The organism is Candidatus Limimorpha sp. (genome assembly GCF_056203535.1).
In genome coordinates this window covers 1-23,648 of the sequence record NZ_JBADWU010000107.1, presented here as the reverse complement: position 1 = coordinate 23,648, position 23,648 = coordinate 1, and the positions used below count along the sequence as shown (strand labels likewise).

Annotated in this window: 20 protein-coding genes and 1 tRNA gene; 6 read left to right on the top strand and 15 right to left on the bottom strand. The window is 46.8% G+C overall.

Annotated elements, in window-relative coordinates:
• Positions 1-209: 209 nt before the first annotated feature.
• A complete protein-coding gene (locus AC06MN_RS13765; RefSeq protein WP_475672958.1) occupies positions 210-2,450 on the top strand; it encodes an Omp28-related outer membrane protein in 2,241 nt (746 codons plus the stop codon).
• Between the two features lie 222 nt (positions 2,451-2,672).
• Positions 2,673-3,326 (top strand): isoprenoid biosynthesis glyoxalase ElbB, encoded by a 654-nt coding sequence (elbB, locus tag AC06MN_RS13760; protein WP_475672959.1) that lies wholly within the window; start codon positions 2,673-2,675, stop codon positions 3,324-3,326.
• 126 nt (positions 3,327-3,452) lie between these two features.
• Here elbB (AC06MN_RS13760) and AC06MN_RS13755 read toward each other — a convergent pair whose 3' ends face one another.
• Positions 3,453-3,692 carry a hypothetical protein gene (locus AC06MN_RS13755; protein WP_475672960.1) on the bottom strand — a complete coding sequence of 80 codons (240 nt, stop codon included), beginning with the start codon at positions 3,690-3,692 and terminating at the stop codon, positions 3,453-3,455.
• Positions 3,693-3,870: 178 nt separating this feature from the next.
• Between AC06MN_RS13755 and AC06MN_RS13750 the strand changes: the two genes are divergently transcribed.
• On the top strand, positions 3,871-4,110 hold the full coding sequence (locus tag AC06MN_RS13750) for a hypothetical protein (RefSeq protein WP_475672960.1): 240 nt from the start codon (positions 3,871-3,873) through the stop codon (positions 4,108-4,110).
• Between the two features lie 126 nt (positions 4,111-4,236).
• Here the strand turns inward: AC06MN_RS13750 and elbB (AC06MN_RS13745) are convergent, their stop codons facing one another.
• From elbB (AC06MN_RS13745) to AC06MN_RS13720, 6 genes are all read right to left on the bottom strand, one after another.
• Complete coding sequence (elbB, locus tag AC06MN_RS13745) at positions 4,237-4,890, bottom strand: isoprenoid biosynthesis glyoxalase ElbB (RefSeq protein WP_475672959.1); 654 nt, start codon at positions 4,888-4,890, stop codon at positions 4,237-4,239.
• A gap of 222 nt (positions 4,891-5,112) precedes the next feature.
• Positions 5,113-7,353: an Omp28-related outer membrane protein gene (locus AC06MN_RS13740; RefSeq protein WP_475672958.1), complete on the bottom strand. Its 2,241-nt coding sequence runs from the start codon at positions 7,351-7,353 to the stop codon at positions 5,113-5,115.
• Between the two features lie 296 nt (positions 7,354-7,649).
• Positions 7,650-11,048, bottom strand: a complete 3,399-nt coding sequence (locus AC06MN_RS13735) for an InlB B-repeat-containing protein (protein WP_475672957.1) — start codon at positions 11,046-11,048, stop codon at positions 7,650-7,652.
• 108 nt (positions 11,049-11,156) lie between these two features.
• The gene (locus AC06MN_RS13730; RefSeq protein ID WP_475672956.1) at positions 11,157-11,285 is read right to left on the bottom strand and encodes a hypothetical protein; all 129 of its coding nucleotides are present in this window, start codon (positions 11,283-11,285) and stop codon (positions 11,157-11,159) included.
• Between the two features lie 94 nt (positions 11,286-11,379).
• The gene (locus tag AC06MN_RS13725; protein ID WP_475672955.1) at positions 11,380-12,510 is read right to left on the bottom strand and encodes a carcinine hydrolase/isopenicillin-N N-acyltransferase family protein; all 1,131 of its coding nucleotides are present in this window, start codon (positions 12,508-12,510) and stop codon (positions 11,380-11,382) included.
• A 74-nt stretch (positions 12,511-12,584) separates the two neighbouring features.
• The gene (locus AC06MN_RS13720; protein WP_475672954.1) at positions 12,585-13,238 is read right to left on the bottom strand and encodes a WG repeat-containing protein; all 654 of its coding nucleotides are present in this window, start codon (positions 13,236-13,238) and stop codon (positions 12,585-12,587) included.
• A 110-nt stretch (positions 13,239-13,348) separates the two neighbouring features.
• Here AC06MN_RS13720 and AC06MN_RS13715 point away from each other — a divergent pair.
• The 3 genes from AC06MN_RS13715 (at position 13,349) to AC06MN_RS13705 (ending at position 15,167) form a co-directional block, all read left to right on the top strand.
• A tRNA-Ala gene (locus AC06MN_RS13715) sits at positions 13,349-13,422 on the top strand.
• Positions 13,423-13,470: 48 nt separating this feature from the next.
• Positions 13,471-13,743 carry a DUF1294 domain-containing protein gene (locus AC06MN_RS13710; protein WP_475672953.1) on the top strand — a complete coding sequence of 91 codons (273 nt, stop codon included), beginning with the start codon at positions 13,471-13,473 and terminating at the stop codon, positions 13,741-13,743.
• Between the two features lie 77 nt (positions 13,744-13,820).
• A complete protein-coding gene (locus AC06MN_RS13705) occupies positions 13,821-15,167 on the top strand; it encodes an MATE family efflux transporter (protein WP_475672961.1) in 1,347 nt (448 codons plus the stop codon).
• A gap of 6 nt (positions 15,168-15,173) precedes the next feature.
• Here AC06MN_RS13705 and AC06MN_RS13700 read toward each other — a convergent pair whose 3' ends face one another.
• The 8 genes from AC06MN_RS13700 to gldF all read right to left on the bottom strand — a co-directional run bounded on the left by AC06MN_RS13700 (position 15,174) and on the right by gldF (position 23,436).
• On the bottom strand, positions 15,174-16,091 hold the full coding sequence (locus AC06MN_RS13700) for a GYDIA family GHMP kinase (protein WP_475672952.1): 918 nt from the start codon (positions 16,089-16,091) through the stop codon (positions 15,174-15,176).
• 163 nt (positions 16,092-16,254) lie between these two features.
• A complete protein-coding gene (locus AC06MN_RS13695; protein ID WP_475672951.1) occupies positions 16,255-17,580 on the bottom strand; it encodes a hypothetical protein in 1,326 nt (441 codons plus the stop codon).
• Positions 17,581-18,105, bottom strand: a complete 525-nt coding sequence (locus AC06MN_RS13690; RefSeq protein ID WP_475672950.1) for a hypothetical protein — start codon at positions 18,103-18,105, stop codon at positions 17,581-17,583.
• A gap of 85 nt (positions 18,106-18,190) precedes the next feature.
• A complete protein-coding gene (locus AC06MN_RS13685) occupies positions 18,191-19,132 on the bottom strand; it encodes a GIN domain-containing protein (RefSeq protein ID WP_475672949.1) in 942 nt (313 codons plus the stop codon).
• Between the two features lie 32 nt (positions 19,133-19,164).
• Positions 19,165-19,638, bottom strand: coding sequence for a 23S rRNA (pseudouridine(1915)-N(3))-methyltransferase RlmH (rlmH, locus tag AC06MN_RS13680; RefSeq protein ID WP_475672948.1), 474 nt, complete (start codon positions 19,636-19,638; stop codon positions 19,165-19,167).
• 124 nt (positions 19,639-19,762) lie between these two features.
• Positions 19,763-20,890, bottom strand: a complete 1,128-nt coding sequence (locus AC06MN_RS13675) for a DUF4340 domain-containing protein (protein WP_475672947.1) — start codon at positions 20,888-20,890, stop codon at positions 19,763-19,765.
• 50 nt (positions 20,891-20,940) lie between these two features.
• Entirely contained in the window at positions 20,941-22,692 is a 1,752-nt protein-coding gene (gene gldG, locus AC06MN_RS13670; protein WP_475672946.1) for a gliding motility-associated ABC transporter substrate-binding protein GldG, read from the bottom strand.
• 12 nt (positions 22,693-22,704) lie between these two features.
• Positions 22,705-23,436, bottom strand: a complete 732-nt coding sequence (gldF, locus tag AC06MN_RS13665) for a gliding motility-associated ABC transporter permease subunit GldF (protein WP_475672945.1) — start codon at positions 23,434-23,436, stop codon at positions 22,705-22,707.
• Between the last annotated feature and the right edge of the window lie 212 nt (positions 23,437-23,648).

Here is a 23,648-nt window from a genome sequence, read left to right as displayed (position 1 = left end):
CTTATGGACTATTAGACTTGTGGACACTTGGACTTTTCTAAATTCTGCCAGCCAAAAATTTCGAAATGTCAAACAGTCAAACAGTCGAAATGTCAAACAGTCAAACAGTCAAACAGTCAAAATGTCTAAATTGTCAAACAGTCAAAATGTCTAAATTGTCAAATAGTCAATACATTAAATATTCATCAACTCAATTAAAATCATTCACTATGAAAAGGTTTACCTTCGTGTTAGGCTGCCTGCTGGCCTTTGCTTTTCAGCTAAATGCACAGGACTATGTTTCAACTACTCCTGCTAACAGAAACGTCATTCTGGAAGAATTCACAGGAAGAAACTGCGGTTACTGCCCTGACGGTCACGTCATCGCTAACCAGATTGCTACTAACAACCCTGGCAGATTTTGGGCTATCAACGTCCATGCCGGTGGCTTCTCACCAACCAGCTATCCTAACCTGAACACCACCGATGGTACTGCAATCTGCAGCCAAGGTTTCAACTGCACATCTTTCCCAGGCGGTGTCGTCAACCGTTCAACAGCTGCATCTATCGGTAGAGGTCAGTGGACAAGCACTGCCAATACGCAGTTGTCTCAGCAAGCCGAAGTGAACGTGGCTGGTATCTATATGATTGACCATAGTTCACGTCAACTGAGCGTTACTGTTGAAGTTTACTATACCGGCAACAGCGCTTCCACCACTAACTATCTGACCGTTGCCATGCTGCAGGACAGCATCATGGGCAGCCAGTCGGGCATGAGCTCCAATCCGGCTCAGATTGTCAACGGCCAATACTGCCATATGCATATTCTGCGTGATATCATCACTCCAACATGGGGCGATCCTATCACTCCTACCACACAGGGCACCTTGATTACCAGAACCTACACCTATTCAATTCCTGAAACCATCGGTTCACCAAACGGTGTTGAAGTTGACCTCGACAATCTTCACTTCTTGGCTTGGGTTAGCGAACAGTATCAGGGCACCCCAACCCGTCCTATCCTGAATGCTTGCCAGCTGGAAGAATCATTCGAAGGCATCCATGTTTTCAACGTTACCCCTACCGAAATCGCTCCTAGCCAGAATACCAACCTGACTGTCACCATGAAGAACTATGACGAAACACCTACTTCAGGCAACACTACCGTCACCATTTCTTCAACCGACTCATACCTCACCATCGTCAATGGCACCGCTACATTCGGCACCATGTCGGGCAACGGCGGCACCGCTACCGTGAACAACGCTTTCACCGTCCGCGCAGCTGAAAACACACCTAACGGCCATGTTTTCACCATCAATGCTGTTGCTACCAACAACGGTACAACCACCAACAGCTCTTTCGCCCTGACTTGCAACGCTCCTTGCGATGCTCCTACCAACCTCACCGGCACTGCTTCATCCAACACCGTTGAACTGTCATGGACAGCTTCACCTACCGCTGGCACTTACCGCGTGTTCAGAGGCAACACCATGATTGCCAATGATGTGACAGGCACCACCTATACCGACAATGGCAACCTGAACTACAACACCCAATACTGCTACACTGTTAAGACCAACTGCATCAGCGGCGATGTTTCAGAGGCTTCCAACCAGGTCTGCGTTACCACTGGCGCTCCTTGCACCGCTCCTAATGGCGTTCACGCCAATCTCGATGGTTTCAACGTCAATGTGACTTGGAATTCAACAAGTTCAGCTTTGTCATACATGGTCTTCAGAGATGGCGACATGATTGCCGAAGACCTCCACACCACCGCTTACACTGATGAAAACGTTGCTGCAGGTCATCACTGCTACACCGTGAAGAGCGAATGTGTCGAAGGTCCTTCACCAGCATCAGTTCAGGCTTGCGTCGACATCGAACTGCCTTGCTTCGCTCCTGAAAACCTCGATGGCAGCTATGTCTTCAACGGCCAGAATGATTTCGGTGCCCTTATCGAATGGGATGCTCCAGCTGAATTTACCGACAATTTGGTCCGTTTCAATGTTTACTCTTCAACCAATGGTAACTCCTACGATCTGATTAGCGAAATCGAATACGAAGGTGCTTCACACTACGAATTCTTCGATGCAACATATACCAAGAGCCTGCGTTTCTATCAGGTCAGAGCTTTCTATGATTATGGCGCACAAACCTGCGAATCACAGCCAGCTCATTCACTCAGCAATCCTAACAACAACTTTGTCATGGTGAATGTCACTTCAGTTGATGAAGAAAGCGCTGTCACCTCCATCTATCCTAACCCGGCTAGCGACAAGTTGCATGTTGAATGCACCAGCAACATCAGCGAACTGAAGGTTTACAACATGGTTGGCGTTTTGGTTTACAGCCTCAGCGATTGCGACAATAATGTCGTCATTTCATTGGCCGATATGCCAAACGGCATCTACTTCGTCACGCTGACCACCAACGGCAGCACCGAGACCCGTAGATTTGTGAAAGAATAAAAACGAATAATGGACTTGTGGACTTTTAGACTTGTGGGCATTTGGATTTTTCCGAATTCTGCAAGTCTAAGAGTCTGACAGTCAAAAAACGATGGACTTGTGGACTTATGGACTATTAGACTTGTGGACATTTGGACTTTTCTAATTTCTGCCAGTCAAAAATTTCAAAATGTCAAAGAGTCTAAAAGTCAAATTGTCTAAAAGTCAAATTGCCCCTTTATCATGAAGAAATTTGCATTAGTTTTAGCCGGCTGTGGCTGGTTGGATGGCACCGAGATTAACGAAGCAGTGTGCCTGTTGTTGGCATTGAGCCAGCATTCTTGTGAAGTAAAGTGTTTTGCACCAAACCGTCCGCAGACACATGTCGTCAATCACTTTGCCGGCGAACAGGAAAATAACGAAGAACGTAACATTTTGCAGGAAGCTGCCCGCATAACGCGCAGAAACATTCAGCCTATCGAGGAATTCAAGGCTGATGATTTCGATGCCTTGCTTTTCAGTGGCGGTTATGGCGTGGCTAAAAACCTCTGCAATTACGCCTTTAAAGGTGCCGACATGGAAGTCCAGCCCGATGTGGCCCGCGTCATCTTAGAGATGCACGCAGCCAAAAAGCCTATCGGTGGCATGTGCATCGCACCAGTAATGTTTGCCAAGCTGATTCCAGGCGTTTGCGTCACTTTGGGCAGCGACGGAACGTCAGATGCCGCCAATGTCTTCAAGATGGGTGGCAATCATGTGCAGACTGAGCACGGCGATGTGGTGGCCGACAACGAAAACCTCGTTTTCACGACACCGGCTTTCATGCTTGATGCTACCCTGAAAGACATCTATGATGGCGCTTACAATCTGATTGATGCCATTTTAGAAGAAAAATAAGGAATCGATTCTTTATATGATTGACAAAAGGCCGCCCCGATTGGAGCGACCTTTTTGCATATTCCCCTAAAACAAGTCAGAATGTGAACCTGTTCGTTGCAATTCAATGATTTTTAGTTGCTTATTTCACTGAACTTTCTGAAGATAGTCTTCGAAACTGGAACAATATGTCAGTTCTCCATTACGGGCTGCCTCAATAGCTTTGCGTGTCGTAGCATTCGGAACGTCTTTTCCTTTGCAAACCTTAATTTCAGTGACACCTTTTAGCATCATGATGGCTTTCTTGACATTGTTCAACATGGAAGCATCTTCCACCGTTACCACTAATTGCGGTGCGTTTGCACTGGCAGTGTTTGTTGCATTCATATTTTCATTTTTCTTTTACAGCGCAAAAATACTGAAGTTTTTCAAATCGCGCAACAAACAACTGCATAATTGACAAAAGGCCGCTCCAATTGGAGCGGCCTTTTGTCAATTATGCAGTTGTTTGTTGCGCGATTTGAAAAACTTCAGTATTTTTGCGCTGTAAAAGAAAAATGAAAATATGAATGCAACAAACACTGCCAGTGCAAACGCACCGCAATTAGTGGTAACGGTGGAAGATGCTTCCATGTTGAACAATGTCAAGAAAGCCATCATGATGCTAAAAGGTGTCACTGAAATTAAGGTTTGCAAAGGAAAAGACGTTCCGAATGCTACGACACGCAAAGCTATTGAGGCAGCCCGTAATGGAGAACTGACATATTGTTCCAGTTTCGAAGACTATCTTCAGAAAGTTCAGTGAAATAAGCAACTAAAAATCATTGAATTGCAACGAACAGGTTCACATTCTGACTTGTTTTAGGGGAATATGCAAAAAGGTCGCTCCAATCGGGGCGGCCTTTTGTCAATCATATAAAGAATCGATTCCTTATTTTTCTTCTAAAATGGCATCAATCAGATTGTAAGCGCCATCATAGATGTCTTTCAGGGTAGCATCAAGCATGAAAGCCGGTGTCGTGAAAACGAGGTTTTCGTTGTCGGCCACCACATCGCCGTGCTCAGTCTGCACATGATTGCCACCCATCTTGAAGACATTGGCGGCATCTGACGTTCCGTCGCTGCCCAAAGTGACGCAAACGCCTGGAATCAGCTTGGCAAACATTACTGGTGCGATGCACATGCCACCGATAGGCTTTTTGGCTGCGTGCATCTCTAAGATGACGCGGGCCACATCGGGCTGGACTTCCATGTCGGCACCTTTAAAGGCGTAATTGCAGAGGTTTTTAGCCACGCCATAACCGCCACTGAAAAGCAAGGCATCGAAATCATCAGCCTTGAATTCCTCGATAGGCTGAATGTTTCTGCGCGTTATGCGGGCAGCTTCCTGCAAAATGTTACGTTCTTCGTTATTTTCCTGTTCGCCGGCAAAGTGATTGACGACATGTGTCTGCGGACGGTTTGGTGCAAAACACTTTACTTCACAAGAATGCTGGCTCAATGCCAACAACAGGCACACTGCTTCGTTAATCTCGGTGCCATCCAACCAGCCACAGCCGGCTAAAACTAATGCAAATTTCTTCATGATAAAGGGGCAATTTGACTTTTAGACAATTTGACTTTTAGACTCTTTGACATTTTGAAATTTTTGACTGGCAGAAATTAGAAAAGTCCAAATGTCCACAAGTCTAATAGTCCATAAGTCCACAAGTCCATCGTTTTTTGACTGTCAGACTCTTAGACTTGCAGAATTCGGAAAAATCCAAATGCCCACAAGTCTAAAAGTCCACAAGTCCATTATTCGTTTTTATTCTTTCACAAATCTACGGGTCTCGGTGCTGCCGTTGGTGGTCAGCGTGACGAAGTAGATGCCGTTTGGCATATCGGCCAATGAAATGACGACATTATTGTCGCAATCGCTGAGGCTGTAAACCAAAACGCCAACCATGTTGTAAACCTTCAGTTCGCTGATGTTGCTGGTGCATTCAACATGCAACTTGTCGCTAGCCGGGTTAGGATAGATGGAGGTGACAGCGCTTTCTTCATCAACTGAAGTGACATTCACCATGACAAAGTTGTTGTTAGGATTGCTGAGTGAATGAGCTGGCTGTGATTCGCAGGTTTGTGCGCCATAATCATAGAAAGCTCTGACCTGATAGAAACGCAGGCTCTTGGTATATGTTGCATCGAAGAATTCGTAGTGTGAAGCACCTTCGTATTCGATTTCGCTAATCAGATCGTAGGAGTTACCATTGGTTGAAGAGTAAACATTGAAACGGACCAAATTGTCGGTAAATTCAGCTGGAGCATCCCATTCGATAAGGGCACCGAAATCATTCTGGCCGTTGAAGACATAGCTGCCATCGAGGTTTTCAGGAGCGAAGCAAGGCAGTTCGATGTCGACGCAAGCCTGAACTGATGCTGGTGAAGGACCTTCGACACATTCGCTCTTCACGGTGTAGCAGTGATGACCTGCAGCAACGTTTTCATCAGTGTAAGCGGTGGTGTGGAGGTCTTCGGCAATCATGTCGCCATCTCTGAAGACCATGTATGACAAAGCTGAACTTGTTGAATTCCAAGTCACATTGACGTTGAAACCATCGAGATTGGCGTGAACGCCATTAGGAGCGGTGCAAGGAGCGCCAGTGGTAACGCAGACCTGGTTGGAAGCCTCTGAAACATCGCCGCTGATGCAGTTGGTCTTAACAGTGTAGCAGTATTGGGTGTTGTAGTTCAGGTTGCCATTGTCGGTATAGGTGGTGCCTGTCACATCATTGGCAATCATGGTGTTGCCTCTGAACACGCGGTAAGTGCCAGCGGTAGGTGAAGCTGTCCATGACAGTTCAACGGTGTTGGATGAAGCAGTGCCGGTGAGGTTGGTAGGAGCATCGCAAGGAGCGTTGCAAGTCAGGGCGAAAGAGCTGTTGGTGGTTGTACCGTTGTTGGTAGCAACAGCATTGATGGTGAAAACATGGCCGTTAGGTGTGTTTTCAGCTGCGCGGACGGTGAAAGCGTTGTTCACGGTAGCGGTGCCGCCGTTGCCCGACATGGTGCCGAATGTAGCGGTGCCATTGACGATGGTGAGGTATGAGTCGGTTGAAGAAATGGTGACGGTAGTGTTGCCTGAAGTAGGTGTTTCGTCATAGTTCTTCATGGTGACAGTCAGGTTGGTATTCTGGCTAGGAGCGATTTCGGTAGGGGTAACGTTGAAAACATGGATGCCTTCGAATGATTCTTCCAGCTGGCAAGCATTCAGGATAGGACGGGTTGGGGTGCCCTGATACTGTTCGCTAACCCAAGCCAAGAAGTGAAGATTGTCGAGGTCAACTTCAACACCGTTTGGTGAACCGATGGTTTCAGGAATTGAATAGGTGTAGGTTCTGGTAATCAAGGTGCCCTGTGTGGTAGGAGTGATAGGATCGCCCCATGTTGGAGTGATGATATCACGCAGAATATGCATATGGCAGTATTGGCCGTTGACAATCTGAGCCGGATTGGAGCTCATGCCCGACTGGCTGCCCATGATGCTGTCCTGCAGCATGGCAACGGTCAGATAGTTAGTGGTGGAAGCGCTGTTGCCGGTATAGTAAACTTCAACAGTAACGCTCAGTTGACGTGAACTATGGTCAATCATATAGATACCAGCCACGTTCACTTCGGCTTGCTGAGACAACTGCGTATTGGCAGTGCTTGTCCACTGACCTCTACCGATAGATGCAGCTGTTGAACGGTTGACGACACCGCCTGGGAAAGATGTGCAGTTGAAACCTTGGCTGCAGATTGCAGTACCATCGGTGGTGTTCAGGTTAGGATAGCTGGTTGGTGAGAAGCCACCGGCATGGACGTTGATAGCCCAAAATCTGCCAGGGTTGTTAGTAGCAATCTGGTTAGCGATGACGTGACCGTCAGGGCAGTAACCGCAGTTTCTTCCTGTGAATTCTTCCAGAATGACGTTTCTGTTAGCAGGAGTAGTTGAAACATAGTCCTGTGCATTTAGCTGAAAAGCAAAGGCCAGCAGGCAGCCTAACACGAAGGTAAACCTTTTCATAGTGAATGATTTTAATTGAGTTGATGAATATTTAATGTATTGACTATTTGACAATTTAGACATTTTGACTGTTTGACAATTTAGACATTTTGACTGTTTGACTGTTTGACTGTTTGACATTTCGACTGTTTGACTGTTTGACATTTCGAAATTTTTGGCTGGCAGAATTTAGAAAAGTCCAAGTGTCCACAAGTCTAATAGTCCATAAGTCCACAAGTCCATCGTTTTTTACTGTTAGACTCTTAGACTTGCAGCATCTTGAAATGTCCACAAGTCTAAAAGTCCATTATTCGTTTTTATTCCTTTACAAATCTTTGTGTTTCGGTAGCGCCATTGGTAGTGAGCTGGATGAAGTAGACTCCATTCGGCATATCGGCCAAAGAAACGACGGCATTGTTGCCGCAATCGCTGAGACTGTAGACCAAAGCGCCGACCATGTTATAAACTTTCAGTTCGTTGATGTTGCTGTTGCAAACCACATTCAGCTTGTCGGAAGCCGGATTCGGATAGATGCGTGCTACCAGAGCATTTTCGCCAACGGCATCATCTCTTTCAAATTCAGCCACGAGATTGCGGGAAGCTTCGGCAGCAAAGGTGTATTCCTCGTCAGTCGACACTTCGTTGCCGTTTTCGGTCCAGCGGACAAAATAATACATCAAATCAGCATTTGCTTCGGCGGTCAGCGTCACGGTTTCACCGTATGCATAGCTGCCTTCACCTGTTACGGTTCCGCCTTCGGCAGGATTGGCGGTGACATTGATTTCGAAGGTCTCAGGAGCAAATGCAGCCACAAGGTCGCGGTTGGCAGTTACATTAAACATATAAATGGCATCCGTCGAGACCTCATTGCCGTTTTCGGTCCAAGCCTCAAAAACATAATGAGGTTTGGCGCTTGCCGAAACCGCACAAGTCTGTCCGTAATTGAATGTGCCGCCACCCGACACGGTACCCATTTCAGGGTCGGTGCTGACGGTAACGGTGTAAGACTGTGCCGTAAAGTGAGCCACTAAGTTGCAGTTGGCAGTAACCGTGAACGTATAGCTTGCATTCGTTGAAACCTGCGTGTTGTTCATCGTCCATTTGTCGAAGACAAAACCTGTATTGGCCGTTGCCGTCACAGTGCAAGAAGCGCCACTATTGTAGGAACCGCCGCCCGTGGTCGTGCCGCCGTTGGCAGGATTCGATGAAGTCGTGACCGTGTAGCTGACAGGTGTGAAGTTTGCCACCAGACTGCGGTTGCCAGTCACCGTGAAAGTGTAGTTGGCTTGGTTCGAGACCTGAGTGCCGTTTTCGGTCCAACTGGTGAAATTGAAGCCCGAAGCCGGAACAGCATGAACCGTGCAGGATTGACCTTGCAGGAAGGAACCGCCGCCTGTGGTCGTGCCGCCGTTAGCAGGGCTTGATGATGTGGAGATGGTATAAGAAGGCTGTGTGAAATTAGCCACCAGACTGCGGTTGCCGTTCACGTTGAAAGTATAGCTGGCTTGAGTCGAGACCGGAGTGCCGTTTTCGGTCCAATTCACGAAATTGTAGCCCGATGCTGGCGTTGCCGTCACGGTGCATGACTGGCCAGGATTGAACGTGCCGCCGCCCGTGGTCGTGCCGCCATTGGTAGGATTCGATGAGGTGGTAACGCTATATTGCGTTGTGCCGACAGGAATGGTGGTCGTATAAGGCTGACGCTGAGGTTTTGTCACCACAATCATCACATAGCCCGAAGTTACAGGAGAGACAGGCACACTGACCGTACCCGATGCAGGCACCAAAGCAGCGCCAAGCAAAACATTATCCTTCGAAATGCCGACATACGAACCAGGTTGGGCACTGACAGTGAATGCATTGGCACCGCCAGGGAAAGTCTGGGCATGGCTTACGGTGTTGGCCGTAGGCTGCACACGGAAAGGCATGATGGAGCCATCGCCCAAAACGTGGTACGACTCCCAGTAATATTTGTTGTTCACACTGCCTTGGTAATTGCCGGCATGTGCATAGCAAACCGCAAGGTTGCCTACAAAGACCATAGAAGATACAGTGTTATAGGTATCATCCATCCAAACGCCATCATAAACACCCGTTGACGATTCAACGTTCGATGGGGTAGAACCATTCATCGTGTGGGTTGCACCGACACCGAAGTAATAGTCTTCATACCAATAGGAACTTGGGCAGGAACCAATGTAAGAGAAGGCACCTTTGTTCTCGGCACGAGTCAAGGCTTCGCCGAGGCATGTGCCATAATAACCGAAGTCAGCAGCCAGACAGCAGTTGCCCATGGCAAGGAAATACTTGTTGGCATTGGTCAAAGTATTGACGGCATTAACAGTGAAACTCGGGTCGGCCCAGCTGGTTTCGCTGCCGTGAGCCGTGTAGTTGATGAAACCTATACCGGTATTCATGGTACTGTAGCAACCTGAGTACTGGCCTTGTGTAAGATAAGTATTCACGTTAGTGAAACCATGAGCTGTATTATAATAATAGGTAGTAGCATAGTTGACGGTTGGCTGGCCCACACGCGGATTCCAATAGCTGTCCCAACCTGCAATCAAGGTAGTATTGTTCAGATAAGAAGGATCAGGCATGGCATACTGCTCGTATTGCAATATCTTGTTGATGATGGCCGTCAGTTGGGTGGTGTTTTCAGCTGACATACGGCTATAGAACATATCCGGGTAATCATCGTTATCAACCGAACCATAATAAAGGTCTGTCACTTTTTGTGACTGGCTACCCATGGTGTTCGGCACTTGCGCCACATCGCCGGCAATGATCAGGAAGGTAGGTGTTTCGCCTGAGCTGACACCCGTATTGTATTTGCCCTGAACAAATGAACGGATGGCGTTATAGGTAGAACCTGCCTGAGCCGTGGTGTAAACCTCGACATCGAAACCTTTCTGGATTTTCCAACTGACCCAAGGCTGCAAGGTGCTGACATAGTTTTCAGGAGCAATGACAAGCATGTGGACTGGATAAGCCATCAAGTCGGGGTGGTCGGTATAGACATCCAAAATCTGGCGGTAGTTGAACATCTGCTTGTAAACCACATCGAAATAGGGGCTGTAGGTATTGACCAACATGCGTTCGGTTTCAACGGCATCAGCGCCATCAAAACTGACTTCAACCTCAATGTCGTTGAACACACGCAAAGTGTTGGTGGCGGCGTTGTAGCTCAAAGGATTGACCACGAGCGAACCCACGCGAATGCCACGCAGCGTGCCCTGAACTTCGATAGAAGCGGTAGGAACCGTTGCCAAAGCTCTGGTTTGATAAGCATCCTGATTGTAGACAAACTCAATATCCTCGGGATTCTGGTCCTTGCGGACAGAAGGCTGATGAGGAACAATAGTATTGATGCCATAATCCGAAAGCTGATAATCGGTAGTCGTGAAACCGACAACGGAAACCGTAGGAGTAGCACCGAAAGGCACTGCCAAAAGTTCGTGAGTGGCAGGCAGCTCAGGCGTTCCGATTTCGCCCGAAGGATAAGCACCAGGAAGGGCTATTTCTGAAAAAACGCCTCTTTCCGATTGAAATTCAACGCTTTCGATAGAACCATAACTGAAAACGGCACGGAGAGCCGTCATGTCGCTTTTAGTGATTTCGGCACGCGATTGCGACCTCAAGTCGATGCGGCCATTTTGAGCCATAGCCATGCATCCACACATGACCAAGACGATAAACAGAGATAATTTTTTCATTAAAAATATGAGTTTTGTTGTTTACTATTTTCTCAGTCGCAAAAATAGTAATTTACGACAAAACCACAATACGTTTTCTATTGAAAAATAAAGGAAAAATCGCAGTTTTTATTTCAGCAATCGCAATTCCTTTTGGGCGTTTTCTTCGGAATAGACACAAGGCACCAAAACTTCGCCTTTCGGCCCGACAAAGCCATAGCGCGGTTCCTCGGAAGTCAGATTCAGGAGCGGCGGCATCGGCGAGGCCAGCTCCAAAAAAACGGGATGCCTCCCAAGAGTATCAGTGGCATCTCTCGGGAGGCATCGTGTTTTTAGTCCTATGACGAGGCGATTACTGCTCGATGGTGAACTCGTAATAGTTGTCGTAATCTTCGTGGACGGTCACCCAGAGCTTGCGGTTCTGAATGTCGTAGGTGCTGTTGTGTTCGGTGTACCACAGTTTCATCTCACGTTCATATTCGCCAGTCTCCTTGTAGTGCTTGAAGTCAGCGAGACTCTTTTGTACGCTCGGGTCGGCAAGGACTAATTCGACAGGAGCATCAGAGGTCGTATAACCTTCGATGGCGAACTCAGACTTCCAGAAAGGCTTCATTTCAGGGTCATAAGCCTGTGAGAAGCGAACACGCTTGAGGAGATTACGCATGCCTTCCATCGATTCGCCGCCTTCAGCATAGTTTTCAAGCAAGATGTTATAACGCTCGATACCATCGGCTGCAGGAGTGAATTCAGGCAGCAGGTTGACGTAGAAGTTGGTCATGATGTTCTGCTCCTTGACAACGGCTTCGTTGTTGATGAATTCAACCACGACGGTCTTCTCTGGGTCGCCGATCATGAAATGGAGGTTGAAGCCGCCCATTTCCTTGCCGATGACATTGTGGCCGTTGATGAAGTCGACAGCTTCGTCGACTGAGCCGCAGTTGTCGAGCAATGCACGAATCAGGAAAGGATTGCAGAGGTCAGGCATGCCTGGGTTGGTGCCAGGGTTGTCGCCGCCGTCGGCATAAGGAGTCACGTTCACGTTGCAGAACAGACCGGCATCGTTAATGCCGTCATACATACTCCATGGGAGGATATAGAAATCTTCTGGGGTGAGGCCCTTTTCGATGTCGGCGTCGGTGCGCTGCCTGACGCTGGCGACACCTACCGAGGCGTGGCGGCCTTCGCGGGCTGGAGTGTGAACGATAACTTCAGCAGTCTCGCTGATGAAGAAGTCGAGGTTCCGGCCATAGTAATTACCATTACGGACAGCCGAGCAGTTGAATTCAACGCCTACACGGTCAATTAGGAAATTTGGGATAGAGTCGCAGTAATTGTCGACAGTGACTTCCCACAGATAGTCAGTGATCTTAACAGGTTGGGCTTGGGTCTGGATCTGAGCCTGAGGGTCTTCATTTGAAACTGTCTTGCTCTGGCATCCTACCAATGCGAGTGATGCCAGAAGAATAATGAAAATGTGCTTCATAATAAAATTTATTTTATTTGACGTGGCAAAAATACAAATAAAAACTGAGAAACTGCTTAAAAAAGTCGCGTTTTTTATTTCAGCAATCGCAATTCCTTTTGGGCGTTTTCTTCGGAATAGACACAAGGCACCAAAACTTCGCCTTTCGGCCCGACAAAGCCATAGCGCGGTTCCTCGGAAGTCATGTCCAAAACCACCTTCCCCACCCCATCAATGAAATCGTAAGAATAATTGTAAACTGGTTCCACCATCACGTTTCCCGATTTGCCGATATAGCCGTAATGGACATCACCATCATCATTCTTTTCGGCAAAAACAGCCGCGCCATCATGGAAATTGCCGACATAATGGAAACCTTTTTCAAAAGCCTTTTCTCCTGTTTCATCAAGGAAAAACCAAGGGCCGTTTTCCTCTTGCTGAACGCGGAACAAGCCTTCGCTGAAACCGCCTGTCTTATAATAAATTGGTTCGATAACCACTTTTCCCGAACGGTCAATGTAGCCGAACCTACCCTTTTCACGGATTACGGCATAATCGCCACTGAAACGTGTGGCATATTCAAATGCAGGCGCAATGACAAAATTCCCCTTGCCATCGACATAGCCAAATTTATGGTTTTCAACACTTTGTCGAGGCAGCAATTCCTGCGGAAAAGCCGATAGCGACAAAAACAGGAAAGCCACAATCAGATTAAAACATTTGCGGGCAACCATAAGGCAATCCTCCAAAAACAATTTCTTTCGACTGCAAAAATACAGTGAATTTTACATTTTGAACATTTTTTTTCATCAAAAGGCTTGCACAAAAGAAAGTTTTCCTATCTTTGCAGCCGCAAAAGGGGGCATTAGCTCAGTTGGCTAGAGCGTTTGACTGGCAGTCAAGAGGTCATCGGTTCGATTCCGTTATGCTCCACAAATCATTATTAAGTCGCTGTAACTCAGCGACTTTTTTATTTTTACCATGAGAGGACTATCCCTTACCCTGCTGTTCATTTATCTTGCCGTCATCAACCTTGCAGGCTTCATCATGTATGCCGTTGACAAAGCAAAGCAAAAGACCCGTCGCATTCCTGAAAAAACGCTGCTCAACTTCGCACGTTTAGGCGGCGGTTTAGGATGCTGGTTGGGCATGAAAGTCTTTCGCCACAAGACCCTCCATAAGCAGTTCCGCATCACCGTTCCGCTTTGGACGATTATTTGGCTCGGATTTATCATTTTCATTCTCATTAAGTAGTACTTTTGCAACGACTTTCAAAATTAGCCGTGAACACGAATCTTGACGAACAGAAACTCAACGAAAAATACGAGATGATGACACAGAAGCCCGTCAAAAGGCTGATTCTGAGAATGTCCATACCGACCATCATCAGTATGTTGGTGACGAGTCTCTACAACATGGCCGACTCGTTTTTTGTAGGGCATCTCAGCACTGAGGCTGTGGCTGGCGTTGGCGTTTCGTTTGCTTACATGGCTTTTATCAACGCCTGCGGTTTCTTTTTCGGACATGGTTCGGGCAATTACATTTCGCGTGCCTTGGGTGCCGTGCAACGCGAAAATGCAGGCAAAATGGCGGCGACCGGGTTCTTCAGTCCGCTCATTTTCGGCACTCTGGCAGGATTGATTTGCTCCATTTTCATCTCGCCTTTGTCGCGGGCTTTGGGCGCCACCGATGCCATCCTCCCCTTTGCCAACGATTACCTGCGTTACATACTGATTGCCACTCCTTTCATGATGTCGTCGCTGACGCTCAACAACCAACTCCGATTGCAAGGCAACGCGCGCTTCGCCATGATTGGCATTGCTTCGGGCGCCATCCTCAACATCATTTTGGACCCGATTTTCATTTTCACTTTGGGCATGGGCGTCAGCGGAGCCTCGTTTGCCACTGCCATCAGTCAGGTTTTCGGCTGGTGCCTGCTGCTTTGGGGCACTACGCGCGAAGGCAATGTCCATATCCGTTTCAAGAACTTCACGCCTACACTGAAATTCTACCGTCAAATCGTAAAAGGCGGCCTTCCTTCCTTGATGCGACAAGCCTTGTCGGTTGTTGCAACAATCAGCCTCAACCGCATGGCCGTGCATTATGCCATCCCAGGTGAAGAAGCCTCGGTGGTGGCTGCATTCTCCATCGTGACGCGCATCATGATGATTTGCTATTCCGTCGTGCTTGGTTTTGGTCAAGGGTTTCAGCCCGTTTGCGGATTCAACTACGGAGCAAAACTGTATGGTCGCGTCAAGGAAAGCTATCTGTTTTGCATCAACTTGTCGTTGGTGCTGCTGATTATCATGGGCACTTTAGGTTTCGTCTTTTCGCCCGAAATCATCTCTGTTTTCCGCAGCGAAGACCCAAAATTGCTCGTTGTCGGCACACACGCCATGCGCTGGCAGTGCGTCGCATTTCCATTGATGGGACTCTGCACCATGACCAACATGCTTTTCCAAAACATCGGCTACACATGGCAAGCCACCTTGCTCTCGATGTGCCGCCAAGGCATCTGCTTCCTGCCCGCTGTCTTCATTGCACCTTTGATTTGGGGACTCACCGGATTAGAAGCCGCACAAGCCATCGCCGACCTGATGTCGTTCATCATTGCGCTGCCGTTTGCCATTAACATTTGTAAGGAATTGACACGATTAGAGGCGGAGAAAGTGAAGTAATCAAACTTACAGCACCATTTCCTTAAATCCGAAAACGACCGACAAACCTTTTTCAGCGAAATAACGCTTCACTTTTTCGACGTCCCATTCAGTGACAGCCATGAAAAAGTCGCCGCCCCATGCGCCTAAAGATTTGATTGTACCTGCAAAATCAGGGAAATGCTGCTGCAAAGGCTCACGGCCAATGCAATGGGAAATGATGTTTTCGTGCTCGTGCAAAAGACGGCAGAAATCATCAAACGAAGCATTGGAAACCAATGATTTTGTGATTTCGGAAACCTCAGCAATTTGCTTATCGAAATTCATCTGCCGCATCCTTTCCTTGAAATTGCCGACTTCCTTTGAAGAACTCTGTTTCTGACCCTGATAAACGAAAAAAAGCCTATCGGAAAACATTGGTGAGAATTTCACGGATTCAACTTGCGGATTTCCATCAACCAATTGATAAAGAACAGGTTGCTCAGCCGTAGCGCAAGCAATGTCGTAACCCGAACCGCCAAAAGTCATGCGCAGCAATTCGTAAGGATTCACATTCGCCCAACGCGAAAGATTGGCAATCAGCGTGGAACTGCTGCCCAAGCCCCATTCGGGATTGAAACCTAATCGGGTGACGAATTCCAAGCCGCCCTTTGAAAAAACATCAGGATTCAAATGCTTGACAGCCAGCAAAATGTTTGAAAGTTTTTCGGCCTTTACCCTGTCATCAGCGGAAATAACTTGTAAGGTTTCACGATTTAAATCGGTCGAAAACCACACGACATCAGGTCTGAAAGCAGTCCATTTCAGCAAGTTTTCATCTCCATCAAGCGGTTTCACTTCAAGACTTTGGCCGAATTTCAACGGCAAAGCCAATGACAATGCACCACGCAAGACGAGATACTCGCCTGTCAGAAGAAACTTGCCGTTGGAATGAAACAATGACATTATTTTAAATTAGTTGGTGATGGTTGAATCGTTTGAAGTTTAATCGTTTAATTGAAGAAAGTCTTTAAGTGGAGAGTTTAAAGCGGAAAGTGGTTTTACTTTTTGAACAATTTTTTATCAATTTTAAACAATTTTGAACTTTTTCTACCACATTGCCAAATTATTATTTTCTCAGCGAATCCAAATATTTTTCCACCGCTGCGTACGAAACGGTCTGGTCCTTGAAGAACTCACGCGCCTTGCGCTTTTCATCATCGGTGGCCTGCAATTGGTTGAGAATGTTGTTCAAGTGCATTTTCATGTGGCCTGCCTGAATGCCTTTAGTAGTCAAGGAACGGACGGCCGAGAAATTGTTTGCCATGCCCATTGTGGCGGCAATCATCATCAGTTCGGGGGCCGTAGGATTACCCAAAAGTTCCAAGGTCTTCTTTGCCAAAGGATGCAGACTCGTCAGGCCGCCGACTGTGCCCAATGCCATCGGGACTTCCAATTCAAAGCGGAAGACATTGTTTTCAATCGTGACCGAAGAAAGGCTTTCGTAACGGCCATTACGCGAAGCGAAAGTGTGACCTGCCGCCTCGACAGCGCGGAAATCGTTGCCCGTAGCAATGACCACGGCATCAATGCCATTGTAAATGCCTTTGTTGTGCGTTGTGGCGCGATAAGGGTCAATATGCGCAATGTCGACAGCCTTCTTGAATTTGCGGGCATATTCGACTCCCGACAAATGTTCATCGATGCCATTAAGCTGATTCACATCACATTCCACCCAAACCTTAACACGGCAGTCAGGCGTGTTGTTCGACAAAATGGTCATGATGATTTCCACCTTGCGTTCCGCTTCGGGAAGGTCGTTTTGCTCGGCAAAGAAATCCTGCAAACTGTGGCCGAACTGCTCCAAGACGGAATTGATGAAATTGGCGCCCATGGCATCGCCCGTATTGAATTCGGCGCGAATCTGATAATAATCCTCAATCTGGCCGGAGAAATCAATCAGATTGAGGCTCAAAATGCCGCCGCCGCGCTTAACCATTTTTTCGGTCATGGCGGCAGTGTCATTCAAAAGGCGTTCCTTAATAGATGGAAACAAAGCCTGTAACTTAGCCTTGTCACCACTCCAGCCAAAATGCACCTGGCCCACTTTGCGGACATCAATCACTTCGGCATGGAAACCTCCCCTTTCGCCCCAAAACTTAGCTGCCGCCGAAGCCGCAGCCACGACGGAGCTTTCTTCGATGACCATAGGGACAATGTAGTTTTTCCCATTGATCATCACATTGGGCGAAATGCCGTAAGGAATAAAGAAATTAGTAATCGTGTTCTCGCTGAACTCATCGAAAAGCTGCTGTTGCTTCGAGTCGGAGTGCCAGTAGCTTTTCAACAAGGAAACCACCTCGCCCGGATTCTCGAAGTAATTGGCTATCAGCTTTAACTTCTCCTCCTTGAGCAGTTTGGAAAATCCTTTTTTTATGCGTTCACGCGAGACCATTTACCATTCTTCCTCTTCAATAGTTTGTTCAGGCTGGATTTTTTCTTCCAATTGTGCGCCCCAATCCTCGGCAAAGGCTGCAATCTGTTCGAGATAGCTATCCCAAACTGGCTGATATTGTGGATTTTCCTTATCCATCCATTCTTCGCAAGGATGGCTTGACTGGGTCTTCTGCATGAAATCGGTAAGGGTGTAACGGATACGGCCGTCACGCACTTCAATCGTGAAGCGATAAGTAATCCAAGGCCACTTCGACTTGACTTCATCGCCATTGTCGAGTTGCATTCTGTGCTGACCTTTGAAAACCTTCACATCGGTCTGCTGCAACACGTTAGCGGCATTTTTATAATACGAATTGAGGAAGTTGGAATAGATGCGGTTGTGAACTTCTTCGTTGGTTCCCTGGGTCTGAATGACTTTCTGGAAACTGATTTTCTGCGTCTTAGGATCGATTGGCAGATTGGTTTGGGCAAACATTACCGTTGAAAAGAAAACGGCAACCAAAAGAAAAACTACTTTTTTCATTTCAATTCAATTTGATGACAAAATTAGGAATAATTACGTTTGTTTGATAAATACGGGGGTAGAAATTACAAATATCAGACCAAACTCACATTCTCACGACAAAAGATGTGGTATCGCTAACAAAATCGGGAGCAAAAACCGGATTGCCGTAATGATATAAGGTGGATTTTTCAACCACTTTTCCCATCAGATTGGCACCGTTTTTCACCTTGATGGTCGCCTCGGAATTGCTTTCGATTTCAACCTTGACCGAAGCCTTGATTTCAGTCAACGCCATATTTATCAGACTATTATCAGTAACTTGAATTTCAACATTTTCCACAGAACAATCGGACTGATTTACGAAAGTGGAATGATTATTGGCTATCACCGAAAACTGTGATTCTGCGTTTGGGAAACTCAAATTGCCGACAAAATGCGAATCTTCATCCATCGTGATATAAAAAGAACCTTCGCCCGAATAATCTTTCATCGAAGAAGCACCTTTGAGCGAAATGTTGCCGCCCGAAAGAAACATGCCGCCGACGCATGAAGATTCCTTGTCGAGCAAAGCGGTGAAACTTTTTCCGAAGCTTCCATTCACACTCACCTTGCAAGCTCCTGTCAATTCAAGCGATTCAAAATCAATGATATGGATTTTTGCCTTATTGACTGTTCCTGATACCAAATTGTCAGAAACAGTGAAACCAATTTCCAAAACGCCTTCCGTAACTGTGCATTTCAAATACGATTCCAAATAGGCCGAATATTCCAGTTCGACGAAGCATTTTTCGTCTTGGACAATTTCAATCTTCCAAGCTCTATCCGCCTTGAGCGAGTTGAAAACACAGTCTTGCAAAACCGTTTGCTGATGCACGGTCATGTCCAAATCCTTCTTGCACGATGCCAACGACAAAAAACACAAGGCAAAAACCAACACGGATTTAATTGGAACACGGATTGCACGGATTGACACGGAAATGTTTTGCTTGGGAAACATTAATCCGCTAAATCCTTGTTCACTTTTATTCTGTTTTTTATATTTCATAACATTGAATTTTAATCACTTACAAAATCTCATTACACATGATGATAGGGTTCGCCTTTCAAAATGGTGAAGGCGCGGTACAACTGTTCGACGAAAATCAGCCGAACCATCTGATGAGAAAACGTCATCGGCGAAAGCGACATTTTGGCGTTGGCCTTGGCATAGACATCCTGCGAAAATCCGTATGGGCCACCAATCACAAAAACGATGCGCTTGTTGCCTGAAGCCATCAGTTTTTCGATGTTTTCGGAAAATTCGACCGATGTGAACTGCTTTCCGTTTTCGTCCAAAAGAATGATGTAGTCGCCCGCCTGAAACTGCGACAGCAACAAAAAACTCTCCGATTTTTTCTGCAGTTCCTCGCTCAAGGTCTTGCGGTTGCGGATGTCGGGAATTTCCTTCATCTCGAAAGATGCATAATGCCCAAGCCGGCCAACATACTTCTTGATGCCGGTTATCAGATATTCATCGTCCGTTTTCCCTATGACAAGCAGTAGGATCTTCATTTTTTCAAAAAAACACCATTCAGACTAAGGGTAAAAGCCGTTTCATTAGTCTTATAAGTGATTTTGTAACAATTTTCTCTCGTTGTGGCCGTCGCGGGTAACCTTGGCGGCTTTTTTTCATGCCTTATTCCAGCACCTGATAGTGCTCAACCTCATACAAAATCGGGTGACCGGCCTCGTAATAATCCACACCATTCAGCACCTTGCCGAAAATGTAATATTGCAGGGAAACCAAATCGCGGCCATCGTTAATCCAGCCATAGAAACGGTCATGGTCAATCGGGTCAATCGGGAAGCCGTCTTCGGTGAACAATCCGTCAGGCGTATCGTTGCCCAAATCATCCTGCGTGCGTCTCTCAAAGGTGGTCATCTGGACAGATTTGCCATCCTTTGAATCCAAGGTGATTTTATGGAGATATGGCGAATGCGTAATGGAATCAAAACGTTCCGGAGAAACAAGATTATTCAGCAATGCCTCGAAACGCATATCGCTGAATGATGATAACAGATTGATTACCTTCAAAGTATCGAAAGGCAAATCGGCGTTATCCGACAAGCGCGTAAGTTTGTATTGGTGACGGCCTGTGTTTTCGACGCGGAAATCGGATGCATGTTCGCGGCCAAATTCGATGGTCAGCGACTGAATGTCGGCCAACTGCTCATGGAAAATAGTATGGTCGCGCCAGACATCAGGATCGGCAACGAAACGCGTGGTCAGGAAACCACGGAAACCCGGAATGTAGACAATGTAAGCCTGATCTGCACCTTCCTTCAACATGAAAGTTCCCGAACTGTCCTGCGTGGCATCGCCGACATAAAACACCTTTGTGCGCTTTTCCTTATAGAACAACTTAATCTTGTTGAAAAGATTAATGCTTGGCACGTTTTGGTAAATCTCAACTTTCGTACTTTCTGAAGCAAGCAGCGACACAATGTTGTCGTGGCTGGCAAGCGAAACCGGCTTGCTCACACGCACTTTGTACATGGTAGTCAGAATCTGCTGCACCTCTTTTGGGTGAGCTTTGAATTCCTTGTTTAAAATCCAAGTGCCATCGGCCTGACGCTCAAGCAAGGTTTCGTAATCCATTCGGTCGGCCAAATAAATCTTTGTAACCGAAGCCGTGTCCCAAACCATGAAATCGGACGAATCGCCGTGAATGGTCGAAAGATAACGGTTGCTCCAAATCAAAAGACCTGCAATGACGATAAGCACTGCTGCCAAAATAATGCTGCGAAGGTTTTTTTTCTTCATTTCTCAAACTTTTATGATACGGCCAACTAACGTTGCAGAAGCCGCAAAAATTATTTTTTACTGTATTTCTTTTTTCTAATGAATGCCATGACAAGACCAAGGATGACAATCAGACCGACAGGAATCAAAGTGTTGATTAACTGCCATTTGGCACGCGATTGGTTGATTTTTGTCTGGTCGAGCAAACGGATTTTCAGTTCACGAGAGCGGATGTCGATAATGCCTTCACCATCGACCAAATAACTAATGGCGTTTTGTATGAATTCCTTGTTTCCGTAAGTATTGCCCGTGTATTGGTCGAAGCCCAAAGCCAACGGCACCTGACGTTTCACATCAATCTGATTACGAATGATGTCGCCATCGGCCACCACAATCATAGCCGTCGGTTCGCTCTGGTCAAGGAATTGCATTTCCTCGCTATCGACGATTTCCTGAGGCAAACGGTTGGCATACAGCGATTCAAACGATCCTTTCAGCAGATAAGCCACGTTTTTGCCTTTCGACGGGAACATTCGCTGGTCGGGCGTTTGTTTCAGCATGGCCAAAGTGATGAAGACCGGCGAGCCCGAAACCTTGGTGTAATCCGATGTCTTCAGCAGCGGAATCTGGTTGATGCCGTTGGCCGAAGTGGTCGCATCGAGCGAACTGACGAAATCGGCCTTGATAGCGTTCATGTTACGCACCATCGGGTGGTCGGAAGCCGCCTGCAAAAGCGGGAAATAGAACCAGCGGAAATATTCAAGCTGCGCCTGGCCAGCCACCTGACCTGTACGCACAGGCAATGCGGCACAAGTCAAATCCAAAAGCAAATCGTGATTCATGCGCACGCCGTACTTGAAAAGCATGTCATCGAGGTTCAAGTCCATGTCGACGGCAATGGTCGATTCCTGCATCTGGAGGCTGTCCATGGTAGCCATGACCGGCTCAACGAGCCACAACACCTTGCCGCCGTGCATGATATACTGGTCGATGAGGAACTTGTCCTTTTCATCGAAAGGCTCCGTAGGTTTGGCAATAACGATGGCATCGAAACTTGGGAAAGCCTTCACCTTGCCGTTTTCATCGGCTTCGGTGCGGTGCATCAAGGCATCAATCTTGCCCTCGATGGCCACGCGGCTGACATTGTAATGTTGCGACAGGGTTTGCGTAATGTCGTAAACGTCCTTTTCCTCCAATTCGCCGTGACCTTCGATGAATGCCACCATCGGTTTTTCCAACTGCGTGATGCTCTTGACGGCTTCTATCAAGCGGAATTCAAGGTTTTGCATGGAAGCATTCAACGCCTCTTCCGACGACTGTCCCATCTGGCTTTCAAGCAAATCGACGGCCAATTCCTTGTCGTTGCCGTAACTGACCACGACGCCAGGCCAAATCACCATCTGCTTTGAAGAACCATCGCTGTTTTGCACCGATAGTTCCGTCGGATTCAGTCCCGCCTGATAAAGCGACCTGTAAACTTCGTTGCGTTCGGCTGCATCGGCAAAATCGGAAGGGTTAATAAATTCATAATCAATGTATTTCGAATAAGCCCTAAACTCATCCAACATTTCTTTCGTTTCGCGGCGCAGCTTCTTGAAACCTGCCGGGAAATCGCCTTCAAGATAGACCTTGAAATAGACATAATCGTTCAGTTCGCCCAAAATATCCTTTGTGGTGTTCGAAAGCGTGTAACGTTTTTCGCTCGTCAGGTCAAAACGGGTAAAGACGAAAGAACCTATCACATTTATCACTATGATAATCACCAAAGTAACGATGAACGAGACGATTTGGCTTTTCTTTAAACTCTTGCGTTTGTTTTCCATAATCAATCCTCCTTACCATTTGCGGCTCGCAAGAACCAGTTTTGTTGAACTTAAAAACAACACGATCACGCTGAGGAAATACAGCACGTCGCGCGTATCGACCACGCCACGGCTGAGTGAGCTATAATGCGTAGCCATTCCCAACTGCTTGATAAACAAATCGATGCTTCCAAACAGCGACATGGAATAAATCAATTCAAATCCGATGTAAAGAAATCCGCAGAGGAACACGGAAAGAATGAAAGCAAGGATTTGGTTGTTGGTGACCGAACTACAGAAAATGCCTATGCTAACGAAACTTGCGCTCAGCAAAAACAAGCCGATGTAAGAGCCCCAAATGCCGCCGCTGTCGAGATTGCCGACGGGCATACCGAGACGGTAGACCGAGAAATAATAGATAAGCGTCGGAATCAAGGCCAACAGCACCAATGCCACGCCCGCAAGGAACTTTGCCTGAATAATCTGCCAGTCCGACAAAGGTTTGGTGAGCAGCATTTCAATTGTTCCCGTGCGGTTTTCTTCGGCGAAACTGCGCATCGTGACGGCAGGCACCAAAAACAGGAAAACCCAAGGTGCAATGATGAAAAGGCTGTCTAGATTGGCGTAGCCATAATTCAAAACGTTGAAATCGCTCTGAAAAACCCAGAGGAACAGACCCGTAATCAGCAGAAAGACAACAATGACCATGATGCCTATCAGCGAACTGAGGAAGTTGCTAATTTCTTTCTTAAATAATGCGTACATACCTTATTTAGGTTTAAAACGGCAAAAATAAGAAAAAAACTTAGAAGCAGCTTTTGATTTGATTGAAAACAAATATAAGGTTTGGCCGCGCCGAAGAATTGCTATGCCTTCAACGAAGTTAAGTAACAATAAATAATAAGAAGCTGTTTAAAATTAAACTACATAATAAAGGACACGGGATTTCGAGACTGAGAGGTTTCGGGATGCCTCGT

Bases quoted from the DNA above. Each gene is read 5' to 3' on its own strand.
- AC06MN_RS13765 (WP_475672958.1), top strand. From the start codon at position 210: ATGAAAAGGTTTACCTTCGTGTTAGGCTGCCTGCTGGCCTTTGCTTTT.
- elbB (WP_475672959.1), top strand. From the start codon at position 2,673: ATGAAGAAATTTGCATTAGTTTTAGCCGGCTGTGGCTGGTTGGATGGC.
- AC06MN_RS13755 (WP_475672960.1), bottom strand. From the start codon at position 3,692: ATGAATGCAACAAACACTGCCAGTGCAAACGCACCGCAATTAGTGGTA.
- AC06MN_RS13750 (WP_475672960.1), top strand. From the start codon at position 3,871: ATGAATGCAACAAACACTGCCAGTGCAAACGCACCGCAATTAGTGGTA.
- elbB (WP_475672959.1), bottom strand. From the start codon at position 4,890: ATGAAGAAATTTGCATTAGTTTTAGCCGGCTGTGGCTGGTTGGATGGC.
- AC06MN_RS13740 (WP_475672958.1), bottom strand. From the start codon at position 7,353: ATGAAAAGGTTTACCTTCGTGTTAGGCTGCCTGCTGGCCTTTGCTTTT.
- AC06MN_RS13735 (WP_475672957.1), bottom strand. From the start codon at position 11,048: ATGAAAAAATTATCTCTGTTTATCGTCTTGGTCATGTGTGGATGCATG.
- AC06MN_RS13730 (WP_475672956.1), bottom strand. From the start codon at position 11,285: ATGCCGCCGCTCCTGAATCTGACTTCCGAGGAACCGCGCTATGGCTTT.
- AC06MN_RS13725 (WP_475672955.1), bottom strand. From the start codon at position 12,510: ATGAAGCACATTTTCATTATTCTTCTGGCATCACTCGCATTGGTAGGA.
- AC06MN_RS13710 (WP_475672953.1), top strand. From the start codon at position 13,471: ATGAGAGGACTATCCCTTACCCTGCTGTTCATTTATCTTGCCGTCATC.
- AC06MN_RS13705 (WP_475672961.1), top strand. From the start codon at position 13,821: ATGACACAGAAGCCCGTCAAAAGGCTGATTCTGAGAATGTCCATACCG.
- AC06MN_RS13700 (WP_475672952.1), bottom strand. From the start codon at position 16,091: ATGTCATTGTTTCATTCCAACGGCAAGTTTCTTCTGACAGGCGAGTAT.
- AC06MN_RS13695 (WP_475672951.1), bottom strand. From the start codon at position 17,580: ATGGTCTCGCGTGAACGCATAAAAAAAGGATTTTCCAAACTGCTCAAG.
- AC06MN_RS13690 (WP_475672950.1), bottom strand. From the start codon at position 18,105: ATGAAAAAAGTAGTTTTTCTTTTGGTTGCCGTTTTCTTTTCAACGGTA.
- AC06MN_RS13685 (WP_475672949.1), bottom strand. From the start codon at position 19,132: ATGAAATATAAAAAACAGAATAAAAGTGAACAAGGATTTAGCGGATTA.
- rlmH (WP_475672948.1), bottom strand. From the start codon at position 19,638: ATGAAGATCCTACTGCTTGTCATAGGGAAAACGGACGATGAATATCTG.
- AC06MN_RS13675 (WP_475672947.1), bottom strand. From the start codon at position 20,890: ATGAAGAAAAAAAACCTTCGCAGCATTATTTTGGCAGCAGTGCTTATC.
- gldG (WP_475672946.1), bottom strand. From the start codon at position 22,692: ATGGAAAACAAACGCAAGAGTTTAAAGAAAAGCCAAATCGTCTCGTTC.
- gldF (WP_475672945.1), bottom strand. From the start codon at position 23,436: ATGTACGCATTATTTAAGAAAGAAATTAGCAACTTCCTCAGTTCGCTG.